The organism is Holdemania filiformis DSM 12042, from assembly GCF_000157995.1.
In the GTDB taxonomy this organism is placed as follows: Bacteria; Bacillota_I; Bacilli_A; order Erysipelotrichales; family Erysipelotrichaceae; genus Holdemania; species Holdemania filiformis.
The window spans coordinates 20,498-33,280 of record NZ_GG657557.1; the positions used below are offsets into that span (position 1 = coordinate 20,498).

The 12,783-nt window shown below is 47.8% G+C and carries 9 protein-coding genes; 1 reads left to right on the top strand and 8 read right to left on the bottom strand.

The features are described 5' to 3' along the window. The 5 genes from HOLDEFILI_RS19720 to HOLDEFILI_RS09075 form a co-directional block, all read right to left on the bottom strand. The coding region (locus tag HOLDEFILI_RS19720) for a hypothetical protein (protein ID WP_006059316.1) at nucleotides 1-825 on the bottom strand (825 nt) is incomplete at its 3' end. Between the two features lie 132 nt (nucleotides 826-957). Continuing rightward, nucleotides 958-2,052, bottom strand: coding sequence for a hypothetical protein (locus tag HOLDEFILI_RS09060; protein ID WP_006059317.1), 1,095 nt, complete (start codon nucleotides 2,050-2,052; stop codon nucleotides 958-960). A gap of 299 nt (nucleotides 2,053-2,351) precedes the next feature. Continuing rightward, the gene (locus HOLDEFILI_RS09065; RefSeq protein WP_039864580.1) at nucleotides 2,352-3,413 is read right to left on the bottom strand and encodes a hypothetical protein; all 1,062 of its coding nucleotides are present in this window, start codon (nucleotides 3,411-3,413) and stop codon (nucleotides 2,352-2,354) included. A gap of 276 nt (nucleotides 3,414-3,689) precedes the next feature. After that, on the bottom strand, nucleotides 3,690-4,547 hold the full coding sequence (locus HOLDEFILI_RS09070; RefSeq protein ID WP_039864581.1) for an HAD family hydrolase: 858 nt from the start codon (nucleotides 4,545-4,547) through the stop codon (nucleotides 3,690-3,692). Next, nucleotides 4,517-6,301 (bottom strand): aminopeptidase P family protein, encoded by a 1,785-nt coding sequence (locus HOLDEFILI_RS09075; protein WP_006059320.1) that lies wholly within the window; start codon nucleotides 6,299-6,301, stop codon nucleotides 4,517-4,519. Before HOLDEFILI_RS09075 ends, HOLDEFILI_RS09070 begins: the two co-directional genes overlap by 31 nt. A 301-nt stretch (nucleotides 6,302-6,602) precedes the next feature. Between HOLDEFILI_RS09075 and HOLDEFILI_RS09080 the strand changes: the two genes are divergently transcribed. Then, a complete protein-coding gene (locus HOLDEFILI_RS09080) occupies nucleotides 6,603-9,953 on the top strand; it encodes a glycoside hydrolase family 2 (RefSeq protein ID WP_039864582.1) in 3,351 nt (1,116 codons plus the stop codon). Nucleotides 9,954-10,178: 225 nt separating this feature from the next. Here the strand turns inward: HOLDEFILI_RS09080 and HOLDEFILI_RS09085 are convergent, their stop codons facing one another. From HOLDEFILI_RS09085 to HOLDEFILI_RS09095, 3 genes are all read right to left on the bottom strand, one after another. Further along, the gene (locus tag HOLDEFILI_RS09085; protein WP_039864583.1) at nucleotides 10,179-10,646 is read right to left on the bottom strand and encodes a GNAT family N-acetyltransferase; all 468 of its coding nucleotides are present in this window, start codon (nucleotides 10,644-10,646) and stop codon (nucleotides 10,179-10,181) included. A 32-nt stretch (nucleotides 10,647-10,678) separates the two neighbouring features. After that, on the bottom strand, nucleotides 10,679-11,050 hold the full coding sequence (locus tag HOLDEFILI_RS09090; protein WP_006059323.1) for a nuclear transport factor 2-like protein: 372 nt from the start codon (nucleotides 11,048-11,050) through the stop codon (nucleotides 10,679-10,681). 213 nt (nucleotides 11,051-11,263) lie between these two features. Next, the gene (locus HOLDEFILI_RS09095) at nucleotides 11,264-12,631 is read right to left on the bottom strand and encodes a sulfatase family protein (RefSeq protein ID WP_006059324.1); all 1,368 of its coding nucleotides are present in this window, start codon (nucleotides 12,629-12,631) and stop codon (nucleotides 11,264-11,266) included. Nucleotides 12,632-12,783 lie beyond the last annotated feature (152 nt).

The window sequence follows — 12,783 nt, forward strand, 5'->3', positions numbered from 1 at the left end:
ATCCATCAGGAATGAATATCTTCTTAGAAAGTTATCATTTTTATCGAAACAATTAACATTACCACTTAGATATCGCCCTTCATAGTCAACGAATCTAATACCCATATTATATAATTTATGATTATATACTTGTTTTAATGAACAGCTTGAATTAAATAATACGGATTGATTCCCATCATTTATAAATCGAATTGTTTTCTCTTTAAAATATTTACTTGTCCTAGGATCAGGTTCTTTCCATTCACAAATTTCTCCCTTTCCTAACTTATAATATTGAATATCAGGCGGATCTATTGTCGGCATATTCGGATCTGGTTGATATTCCGGAACAAAGCGAATCGCTATATAATCTTCCTCTTCTCCTTCTATAACTTTTACCAAATGAATTTCCTTTGAGGTAGGAAGAATCAAACTCGCTTCTCTTTTTTCACAATTAAATAATTCCAGACTGTACTTTCTTCCAATTAAAATATGGTTGGGATAATTAGATAAAGAATGAATTGTAAATAAATAAGAATCCGCAGCCTCTCCTATTAAAGAAAATTCTATCTTTTTTGAGTCTTCTTTCAAATTAATAACGTAAACTTTATTTTGATAAGAATAATCAGCTTCGCAAATAAGAATCATATAATCCTGACTCTGAGTGAAGAAAATTTTTTTAGGAAAACCACTTAAATTATATCGGTCTTTGACTTCCATCGCTTTGAGAGAAAATAAAATTAATTCTTTATCTTTTGCGATAAAAAGCAGATTATATTTTTCATTAATTCCTAATAGCTTTCTATAATGTTCATCACTAATATATAAGCCTGTATTTTTCTTCATACTATATCTCCTGATTTATCCCATGTGTTGTACGACCATCTTTACATATCTTGGGGATTTATTCTTATAACTTGAATCGTTTTCCCCGCAAGTTGAAAAAGAATACAATTATTCAACTCGCCTCATTTAGCATTAATGTCCTTTGAATAAGATGGATTCGCAATCCTGATTATTCGTGGAAGTCGCTAATTGGATTTTCTTAAAATCTATTTTATCCAATCTTTGATTGATAACATCGCTATCTTCCATTTTACAAATTGCTACATTGAATCCATATCCACCATCTTCAACAAATAGGAGTTCTGTTCTTTCATCATAATAATACTGATGAGCACCAAAATTGCCAAAATTATCATCAAGCAGATGCACAATTTTATTCTCCCTTAAATCATATAGAACATTGTATCTTTTATCTGTAATCACATCATAAAATGGTGGCATTCCCGGGAGGATTTCGTCTTTTTCTAATTTCCTTATCATTTTTGTCCAGAAATAATCTCCTGACAAAGAAAATTTTCCTTCCCAAAAATCAAGATTTTCTCTTTCTAAAATAATTTTTCGTCGATGAATTTGATCATTGATTTCGATTCCCCCAGAAAGCAGCCTTGACTGTACAAGCCTTCGATCAACCTCATAACGTTTCCAAGCTGTATACCGTTCATTATATTGTTTCATCTCACGGAAATATTTTATAGAAGTGTCATTAATCCCGTAATAATCACGATCCTCTTTACCAATGTAAGTTATTTCAAGGATATCCTCGGTTTCTCCTTCATTTACGAATAAAGCTTTATATAGATGGAAACGATTCTCGATTTCTAAAATGATTTGCTTTGTTTTGCAATCGATAATTTCTATGCTTTTATTTCTGACCAAAAGAATTGCGCTCGGAAATCGTGATAATTTCCAAACGGTATCACAAGCGGCTTTGCCTATATATTCATAAGTTAAATCTATTTTTATATTTTCCATATCAATAATGTAAACATCGGCCAGTTGATTTTTATTTGTTTTAAAAGAACGGCATACAGCATAATTCCAATCGGCAGTAAAAGTCATGTTTTCAACCCATTGCAGTTCTTTTGTTTCAACGATGATTTTCTCTAAATCCAAGGAGTAGATTACGAATCGCGTATTACAGCTCAAAAATAAATACCGATACTTTTCATTAAATCCAATCAGATGCGTTGTATAAAGCTTACTGCCAAATTCTTTTATTCTAAGCATAATATATCCTCATTATCTATAAATCATTTTTCTAAAACCTAAAAGATTTTATATTATCTAAAATTCTTAATGATAAAGTCAGTCTGCAGATTAATCGGATTACTCCATTTGAATAAGAGAAAACCTAACGCAATTCAAGAACTGTAGAATCCTGATCCTGTACGAATTATGGATCATATCTTTCATTTAATCCTAGAAGTTAATAAAATCTAATTTTCTACCAACAAGAAAGAAGTTCTTTACTTTTAAGCTAATATTTGTGATTAAGTATCATCGTCAGTTTTTTTCAAGAGTTTTGATCAAATCCAGTAATCCTTACAACCCGTGTCATCAACTCTTATTTTAGGCAGTTTTTTTGTTGAAATTTTTGAAAATTCTACATTTAGCTTATCCGATTCTTCTACTTTATAAATCGCCAGACGGCTGAAATATTTAGAGTGATCCAACTGATAATCATTCGTAGTCATATAATTTAAATATTCGTCAAAGTTGAATTCATTAAAACTGACCGAATCAACTCCAAGTTGATTCACATTAGTGGAATCTGTTCTCAACAGCAGGCCGCACATTGTCCCGAATTGATTTCTTTTATCAGCTATATTTTTAGTTATCCATAAGTACTTTTCAGATAAAGATAGTTTAAAATTCCAGATAATCCCACCTTCTGAATAAAATTCCACTTTCTTTTTTTCTTGGATATTCTCAATAATAAATTCTGGTTTTTTCTTATCCCTCGGTTCCAAATAATGAATGATTCTCAGGTTGCCCGTCCTTGAATAATGAGTCGTGTATTCCAGTTTCTCTATATTAGCGCACTGAAATGAATTATCTTTTAACATATAACTCCTGGATATGACATTGTATCCACTAACATATTGAACATATATGAGATCGGAATCAACATCTTCAGATAGTTTAACAACTATATTTGACGGAAATTTCTCAGGTACTTCTGATATAATTTTTCTTTCTTCACAATCATAAAGAACTATTTTGTCTTTCATTGCCAATAGAACAGAGTTTTCAAATTTATACAAACTGAGGGCAAAGCTTTGATTTCCAATCACTTGACCTACAAACTCATAGTTTATCTCTTTTTCTATTTCAACCAAATTTAACTGATAGCAATCATAAAAATCTCCTTCTTTGGCGACGCTAAGGACAATATAGTCCTCACTTTTCGTTAATACCATTTCTTCAACATGCCCAAAGTTTTTTAATGTATGAATAATCGTTAGTTGCTCAAGGGAAAAAACAATGAGATTATTCCCAGACGCAAGAAAGAGTAAATGATATTTTTCAGTATAGCATTGTAAGTAAACAGAGTATTTCCGGCTATTGAAAGTACATATTTTTTTCATTACGCTTACCTCGATCTCTGGTCCAGAGATAACATTTATCATAAACTTTATTGCCAAATTCTTTTATTCTAAGCATAAGAAGTCCCCATTATTAATAACCCGCCTGTTCTTTGTTTTATCATACCATATAATTTATCCCCAAATTAAAAGATAAGCGGCATTTCATTGATATTCCGCTTATCTCCCTGTTTTTTTGTAATTATTGCTCGCTCGTTAACGTTTTAATAAAAAATACAGCGGGCTATTCCAGCTCAACTGTATTCTATCTCCACTATTTTATTGGACCAGCTGCCGCAGAGCCTCGCCGACCCCATCTTCGTCGTTGGTCAGCGTGATGTAATCCGCGCGTGCTTTTACCGGTTCGACGGCGTTGCCCATCGCCACGCGCAGGCCGCAGCCTTCAAACATCGGCAGGTCGTTGACGCTGTCGCCGATGCCCAGAATCTGCGCCGGGTCGATCCCCAGCTGATCGGCTGCCTTGCGGATCGCGATGCCTTTGTCCGCCTTGGCACTGATCACTTCGATATCGCCGTACGGATAAATGAAGATCCGGATACCGGAAAGCGGCCGCAGCTGCCGCGCGATCGCTTCCGTCCGGCCCCGCGCCCGGATCAACAATTTATAAACCGGATCCGGATTCTGCCGCGCAATGGCGGGCAGATCCTGATTGGAATGCACCACAATCCGATGCTGCGGCGGCTGATCGGCGGTATAGGCCACATAATCGCCGGATAGCGGGACGTCATGACTGCACCAGATCGTGTTCAGCTGTTTCATAAACGCCGGACAATCTTCACGTTTCAGCAGGGTCAGCACCTCGTTGAGCGCCGCCCGGGGAATCGGTTCCCCCTGAGCCTGACCATGAAAGGACCGGTAAGCACCGACAAAGCCGATCACCGACAACCGCGGATCGATCATCTGCGCCGTCTTGTAGGCGAACTGATAAGCCCGGCCGGACACCACGGCCACTTCCACGCCCTGATCCAGACAACGCCGGATCTGCTGGCGGCTCAGCGAGCCGACTTCCTTTTTTCCATTGAACAACGTTCCGTCCAGATCCAGACAAACCATTCGGATCGGACGGGGACTGACAGACTGCTCCCTTAAATCGACCGGGTTGCGGTTTTCAGCCATTGCGCTTCCTCCTCATTAAGATACGGCGTTAAAGCCTCGCGAACACGCAGATGATAGCGATTCAGTGCCTCGCGGGCAGCCGGCGTCAGAACCTGCGGGTCAACCGCGTCCAGATCGATCGGTGCCAAGGTCGTCGTTTCAAATTCCATAAACTGACCGTAGAAGTTCTTTTCGCCGCGGCGGACGATCAGCTCGTTTTCAATCCGGATGCCAAATTTTCCTTCGATGTAAACACCCGGTTCATCGGTGACCACCATTCCCGCTTCCAGCCGTTCCATTTCGCTCAGCGCCGCCGTCTTCTTCCAGCGGATTCCGTGCGGACCTTCATGCACGTTCAACAGATATCCGACGCCATGACCGGTGCCGCACTGATAATCCAGATTCAGCTGCCACACGGGTCCGCGGGCGAGGATGTCCAGATTGATTCCGCTGCAGCCATACAGAAACCGCGCTTCCGACAGGTTCAGCATCCCCTGCAGCACCGTTGTATAGACCTTTTTGATTTCCGGCGAACACGGCCCCAGCGCAAACGTCCGGGTGATATCCGTCGTGCCTTCCCAATACTGACCACCCGAGTCGATCAAAAGCAAACCCTCCGCCGCAACCGGCACCTCGTGCTGCGGATCAGCGCTGTAATGCATCATCGCCGCGTTGGCCTTATAAGCGCAGATCGTGCCGAAGCTTTCCTCGATAAAACCTTCCTGCTCAGCGCGCAGCGCATGCAGCTTAGTGTGAATCGAACATTCGCTCATCGCTTCTTTGCCGACACAAGTTTTCAGCCAGTACATTAGCTTCGTCACCGCGACGCCGTCCTTGAGATGCGAACGCCGCAGGTTTTCAATCTCCGTTTCATTCTTGATCGCCTTTCTTAAGACAATCGGATTGGTTTTCTCAATCCGCCGGCAGTGCCGGGGAATCGCACGGAGGATCGCGTAGTTGAGCTTCTGCGGATCAGCCCAGACCGTTTGCGCCGTAAGCGCCGCGACGTCGCCAAGGAATGTATCGTAATCCTTGATTTCAATATTCAGAGCGGACAACGCCTGCCGGTCGGATTCCGACAGCTTGCGCGGATCCAGATACAGCACGGCCTGCTCCAGGGTCACGCAGCCATACGCCAAAACAACCGGATTGTACAGCACATCATCGCCGCGCAGATTGAACAGCCACGCCAGATCATCGAGCGTCGAGATCAACAGTGCCTCAGCGCCTTCCTGGCGCATGACCGCGCGGAGTTCTTCCAGCTTCTGCGCCGTCGCCCGGCCGCTGTAACGTTCTTCCAACAAGACCGCCTTCGCTTCTGATAAGCCCGGCCGGTCCTTCCAGATCAAATCCACAAGATCCTCCGTGCTTAAAATCTGCGCCTGCTTCCTTGCCAGCATCGCTTCCAGCTGGCTGCCCAGCGCCCCGCTGACCATCCGTCCGTCGAAGGCCAGACAGCCGCCCTGCGGCATTTCCTGCTCGATGAACTGCGGGAAGTCGATCACGCCTTCCTGCCCCATCTTATATAAAGTAATCCCCGAGCCGGCCAGCTGCCGTTCCGCCTGAATAAAGTAACGGCCGTCAGTCCACAGTCCCGCCTGATCACGCGTGACGACCAACGTCCCCGCCGAACCGGTAAAACCCGACATCCACGCCCGGGCCTTGAAATAATCGCCGATGTATTCGCTGCCGTGAAAATCAGACGACGGAATCAGCACGATATCCACATGCTTCTGTTCCATCACCTGCCGCAGCTGTATTAATGTTTCTCTCATAGCCACCCTCCTAGACGTCCCTTATTGTAGCTCAAATAGCGGAAAAATACAGCCTTCTTCCAACAACTTCACCGCTTTTGCGATAACTTTGAGCCTTTCATCCTTTCTGTTCGAGGATCCTCCTTGAAAATCCTATTCCTTTCCAAACACTGCATCCGCCTCGTTTTCCATGCCTGCGGTATTCCTGCTTTGACTTCCGCAGACTTTCAGGAAGCGCAGCTTTTCATGATCTTCCAGCAAGCCGGCATTTTCTCGCTTTGTGAATTATGGTATAGTGATGATAACAATTTCGGAGGTTTTCATGAAAAAAATCATACTTGGATTGGTTATCAGCGGCCTGATCTTAGGCGGCTGTTCGTCGAAAATGGATCAGTTTGTCGAACCGCAGGGTACGCCGCGGCCGAGCATTGAACCGCTGCCGACTGACACTTCATTTGCGGGCGAGGAATGGTACGATCAGATGGAGGTCTGGCAGCTTCACCGGGAACCGGCCCGGGCTGCCCTGACGCCTTATCCTTCATCCCAGCAGGCGCTTCTGGCAGAGACCAGCGCTCTGGATGAAATCGATGCCGCCTCGTCTTCGCGGATTCAGTCGCTCAATGGCCGCTGGGCGTTTTACTATGCCACCAAACCGACGGACCGTTTAAAAAACCTGGCGGGCTATGACGCGCAGTGGTATTGGGAAGATTGGGACACGGCGGATTGGGATCAGATCGACGTGCCGTCCAATATACAGACTCAGTGGAAGGAAGACGGCAGCTTCCGCTATGAGCCTCCGATCTACATCAATCAGATTTATCCGTGGCTGAACTATGAAGCGATCCAATACGGCGCGCAGGGCCAGCCCGTCGCCGCAACCGCCGTCAACAGCGTCGGTCACTACAAGCGCGAGTTTACGCTGGATGAAGGGCTGCAAAACAAGCATGTCTTCCTGCGCTTTGAAGGTGTGGAATCGGCGTTTTATGTTTATATCAATGGTCAGCCGATCGGCTACAGCGAAGACAGCTACACGCCCGCGGAGTTCAATATCACGCCTTACTTAAAGGAAGGCGTCAATACGATCGCAGTCGAGGTCTACCGCTGGTCGGACGGCAGCTACTTTGAGAATCAGGATTTTATCCGGCTGTCCGGAATTTTCCGCGATGTAACCTTGATCGGGCGGGAAGCGGTGGAAATCCGCGATCTGTTTGTACAGAGTGATCTCGCTGAGGACTACACCCAGGCGCAGGTTCAGGTTGACGTCGATCTGCGTAATCTTTCGCAGCAGCCGCAGGCAGGCTGGACGCTGGAAATGGAGCTGGTCGATCAGGGCCGCGCCGTGTTCGATCAGCCCCTGAACCTCGAAAGTCCGGAATTACCCGTACTGGAAACGACTGAAAATCAGACGGGAACTACGCTGTGCGCTCATTTCACGATCGATCAGCCGAAGCTGTGGACACCCGATCAGCCGCATCTTTACTCGCTTGTCCTCACGCTGAAAAACGCAGCGGGCGAGGTTATGGAAAGCGTTTGCCAGCGGATCGGGCTGCGCGAAATCGAAGTTCAGACCGTCGACGGCGTCCAGCAGATGCTTCTCAACGGGAAGCCCTTGATGCTCAAAGGCGTCAACCGCCATGAAACCGATCCGGTCAAAGGCCGGGCCTTGGGCGCGCAGGAAATCATCACCGATCTGAAGCTGATGAAGGCCTACAACATCAACGCCTTCCGCACCTCGCATTATCCGAATCATCCGCTGACCTATGACGTTGCGGACGAGCTGGGGCTGATCGTCGTGGACGAGGCCAACATTGAATCGCATATCGGAGAGAAGGAGCTGGGCGTTCCCGGCAACAATCCGCTCTACAACGGATTGATCCTGGACCGGACCGTCAGCATGGTCGAACGGGATAAAAACCACGCCAGCGTGCTGTTCTGGTCGCTGGGCAACGAAGCGACGTATAGCGAATATGAAATGAATGAAAATTATCCGTTCTACAACACTTCGATGTGGATCCTTCAGCGGGATCCGAGGCGGCTGCGCGTGTACGAGCGCGACAACCGAATCGGCGATACCCGCGAAACGTCGATGGTCGACGTGGCCAGCAGTCAGTATTGGACGCTGGATCAGCTCAAGGATTACGCTAAGAAAAACAAACACGCGTTTTTCCAGTCTGAATATATTCACGCGATGGGCAACGGCGTCGCGAATTTAGCAGAGTATTTCGCGCTGTTTAAAACCTATCCGCAGCTGCAGGGGGGCTTCATCTGGGATTTCATCGACCAGACGATTCTGACCGGCGATCCAGCCACAGGCCAATTCTATTACGGCTACGGCAGCGACTGGGGGACGCCGCTCAACGACGGTGATTTCTGCGGCAATGGCTTAGTCAATGCCGACCGCACCCCGAGCGCAGAGCTGGAGGAAGTGAGGAAGGTTCAGCAGGACGTCAGCTTCACCTACGATTCCCAAAAGCGCCGGTTAACGATGACCAACGAATTCCTGGCGACCGATCTGAATGCTTTTGCGGTCGAGCTGAACTTCTACCAGAACGGCGCGCTGTTCCATACGACAACCTTAAGCGAAGCAGAAAAAGCACTACCGCCCGGGGCGGCCAAAACGATCGACGTCGCGCTGCCGGATTCTGATTCCGACGCGGAAGTGATTCTGGAGATCGACGTGAAATACAGCCAGGATCAAAGCTGGGCCAATGCTCATGGCGGAAAACAGGGCGATATCCTGGCGTTTGAACAGTTTGTTCTGCAGGAAGGCAAGCCTGCGGCATCCGTATCCCCGGATCTTTCGCTGACCGTGAGCGAGCAGGAGGACAAATGGACGATTCAGGGCCGGACTGAACAAAATCAGGACTTTGAAATGATTCTGAATCCCGCAAAAATGGAAATTGAAGCTTACCGGCTCGGCGATCAGACCTTCCTGACCGGCGGTCCGCAGCCGTCGTTCTACCGTGCCGAAACCTCCGGCGATCCGCAGTTCTCCGAAGCTGTCCGGCAGGCTGGCAAAGCGGTTGAATACAAATCGCCTTCGATTCAGCGCAAAGAAGAAAACGGTGAAGTAAAACAGCTGACGATCAAGGCTTCCGGGACGATCAACGAATTCAACACCGGTCTGGAAACGGAGATTACCATTCAAGGCAACGGTCAGGTCGCGGTGACGATGTCGATGAAAGTGCCGTCGAAAGAGAAGGTCGGTCCACTCGCCCGGGCAGGACTGACGCTCAATCTGGACGCTTCGTTAACCGAGATTCGCTACAATGGCCGCGGACCCGAAGAGAATTATATCGACCGCCATACCGGTTCCCGGTTGGGACAATGGAAGGCAAAGATGGATGATTTCTATAACGATCAACTGCTGAAACCGCAGGACAGCGGTAACCGGACAGAGGTCCGCAGCCTGACGCTCAACGGTGAAACGAACGCGCTGACCCTGACGTTTGACGAACCCGTCGGCATGAACATCATGACTTGGGATGAACTTTCACTCGCCTCCGCCGCGCATCTGAAGGACGCGCAAAAGTTGGATCAGCCGCTGCTGCACCTGGATGCCGCCCAGCGCGGATTGGGCAACGGCAGCTGGGGTGCGGAACCGTTAAAGGAATATCAGATTAAGCAGAATCAAACCTATACGGTTTCGTTTCAAATCAAACCCGGTCAATAATCCTGATCGCCGGATTTCAGTCTGAAATACTCTGGTCGTCAGCTCTGTGGAAAACAGACCGGCGCCTGATGGATCGTTCAGGCAATCCGGTCTTGCGAAAGGAATGATGGGGAATCCCGGTTTACAATCGGATTTCCCTGTGAGTTCAATGAATCTTGTAAAAAGCCGCCCGATTTCGATCATGAAATCCGACGGCTTTTCTTTCTTCATATCCGCGTAAGCAAGCTAAAGTTTCTGATAAAACACCAATGTCATCCGGGGATTCACGGCCGCCGTTTTTCCCGTCTTCTGATATCCCATTTTCTCATAGAGATGGACCAGGCGTTCCTCCTGTAAAATCGTATCCAGCTCCCATCCCCGCTCACCATGGATTTTCTCAGCCTGCTTCATCGCTTCCTGCGCATAGCCCCGGCCCTGAAACTGCGGGAGAATGAACATCGGGGAAAGGCGCTTACGACTTCCATCCTGCATGTCGGTGACGCTGAGCACGCCAACCGGGTTTTCATCCACGTTAATGAAATAATAATAACGGTCTTTTTGCGAACAGCGCAGCCGCAGTTGGTCCAGCGATTGATTGACAGGACTGATGTCGTAATCCTGATACCGTTCCAACAGCTCGCGAAAAGCAATTTTCTGCATTTTCCAGATGACCGGCGCATCCTCAGCGGACGCTAAACGTAAAACCAATTCCATTTTTTTCACCTCGCTTTGTTCCTGATTGAAAATCAGGAATGAATCGGCCTGCCCAGCCGCAGATCCAGGCGCCATTGCGGGGCGGGTCCGTCGTCGCCCCAAATTTCATCCAGACTAATGATCTTATCCCCTTGGATTTCAATCAGGGAAGCGACATGGAAAGAAGCCTGGCAATCGGCGGAAAACACATGCACAATTGTGAAAAGAGTATTGTCCGCAGCCACGGTTCGTTCAATCTGCCCCTCCCAATTCCCCGGATATTCGCAATTCGCCCGGATGAATTCTTCGACGGTAAACCCTTCGTTGGTGTTGATCCAGCGAATCCGTGCTTCCTTGTGAAAATATGTCCGCATCACCTCGGCCTGTTGCTTCAACACCGCATCCCAATACTTTTGAACATCCATATTCCAGTCCTCCTGTCCGGCTCTGTTTTGTCTGATCTCACGCTATTTTTGATCATGATCCAAAATCAAATTTTTCCAGTTTGTCCAGGGATCAAATTCTTGACGTGATCCTGGTTCTTTTTTATTTTACCATAAATCAAAATTTCCAGGATTAAAATAAGGAAAAGCTCTGACTTGGGATTTCCCCGCGATCAGAGCTTATTTTCTTCTTCGTTATTGCCAGCGTCCGCGCGGATCGTAGTCCTGCGGATCCTTGCTTGACGCGTTGAGACATTCTTTTTTGTTTACCTTATACTCCGGCTTCATTTCCAGCTCGCCATGAAGGATCGGATCCTGCGTCCGGATCTGGAACGTTCTGAGTTTTTCACGCAGGTCTTCCAGAATTTCCTGATAGCGTGGATCCTGCGCCAGATTCTTCCGCTCGTCCGGATCGTAGTAACAATCGTACAGCGCTTCCGTATCTTTCGTCTGCGCAGCTAAATCGTTGCGCATGTAGAAATCCTTGGACGCCGACGAGTCCATATTCGACAGGTTCAGTTTCGTCCAGCTTTCGTCATAGTAGCGGATATATTTATACCGGCGTGTGCGTACGCAGCGGATCGGTTCATAGCTGGTATGGAAATTCACCTCGGCAAAGATTTCAGAAACCGGCTCCGCGCTGATGTCCTCGAAGACTTCCGCAAATGAGGTGCCTTCCAGATAATCTGGTTTTTCCATCTGAAGCAGATCGCACAGCGTCGGCATCACGTCGACATGCGAAACCAAAGCGTCGATGACCTGACCGTTGGCCTTCGCCCCCGGCACCCGCATGATCAGCGATACGCCGATCCCGCTGTCGGTCAGATTGCATTTATTAAACGGCAGCGCTACGCCGTGATCGGTCGTGAACATCACGATTGTCTTCTCCATCAGTCCCGTTTCCTTCAGCTTGGCGATGACCTTGCCGAAATTCTGATCCATGTAATAGGCTGAAGTCAGAAACTGCGCCTGATCGTGCCGGGTTTCCCCATTGTCGTCGATCGGAAACGGCGGGCGTACATAGCGCTCGTCCACCGCCTCGCAGATCTCAACCGGATAAGGCCGGTGCGTGCTGTGCATGCCATAGCTGAGGAAAAACGGTTCGTCCGCTTTCGCCTGATCCAGCCACTGACAGACATGATCGGCATTGACGGCGTCCCACAAATGCAGGTCTTCCTTTTTATACGGATCTGCGGAAGCGGTCAGCACCTCGTTGTAGCCCAGCTTGCCGGGTGCGTCGGCGTCCAGATACCAGCCGGATTCATGCTGGATGCCGCACAGGACAGTATGATAGCCATGACGCCCCAGAAACTGCGCCAGATGGCGGCGGTAGTCGGTCAGTCCAAACCCCCGCTGAGCCAGACCAAGCATCCCGTTTTGATGCGGATAGGTCCCTGTCAGCAGCGCCGCGCGGCTGGGCGAACAGGTCGGCCCCGCGCAGTATGCCTGGGTGAATACGGCGGCATCCCGGGCAAACGCCAACAGATTGTCCGTCGGTGCGTTCACGCCGTAGGGGCTTACCATCCGCCCGCTGTCATGGGTGTGAATATACAGAATATTCATGACTATTCCCCTTTCTTTTCAACAAAGACCGGGCTTGTCCAGGCACATCCTCCGTTTCTTTCCCAGATTCGTAAGCGCAGATGCTTGACGTCGCTCAGATCCAGCGTTCTTTCCAGCTGGACATGATAGCCGCTTTCCACAACGGCCTGGCC

Excerpts from the sequence above, each read along its gene's own strand:
- HOLDEFILI_RS09085 (WP_039864583.1), bottom strand. The coding sequence starts at position 10,646 with ATGGAATTGGTTTTACGTTTAGCGTCCGCTGAGGATGCGCCGGTCATC.
- HOLDEFILI_RS09095 (WP_006059324.1), bottom strand. The coding sequence starts at position 12,631 with ATGAATATTCTGTATATTCACACCCATGACAGCGGGCGGATGGTAAGC.
- HOLDEFILI_RS09075 (WP_006059320.1), bottom strand. The coding sequence starts at position 6,301 with ATGAGAGAAACATTAATACAGCTGCGGCAGGTGATGGAACAGAAGCAT.
- HOLDEFILI_RS09065 (WP_039864580.1), bottom strand. The coding sequence starts at position 3,413 with ATGAAAAAAATATGTACTTTCAATAGCCGGAAATACTCTGTTTACTTA.
- HOLDEFILI_RS09070 (WP_039864581.1), bottom strand. The coding sequence starts at position 4,547 with ATGGCTGAAAACCGCAACCCGGTCGATTTAAGGGAGCAGTCTGTCAGT.
- HOLDEFILI_RS09090 (WP_006059323.1), bottom strand. The coding sequence starts at position 11,050 with ATGGATGTTCAAAAGTATTGGGATGCGGTGTTGAAGCAACAGGCCGAG.
- HOLDEFILI_RS09080 (WP_039864582.1), top strand. The coding sequence starts at position 6,603 with ATGAAAAAAATCATACTTGGATTGGTTATCAGCGGCCTGATCTTAGGC.
- HOLDEFILI_RS09060 (WP_006059317.1), bottom strand. The coding sequence starts at position 2,052 with ATGCTTAGAATAAAAGAATTTGGCAGTAAGCTTTATACAACGCATCTG.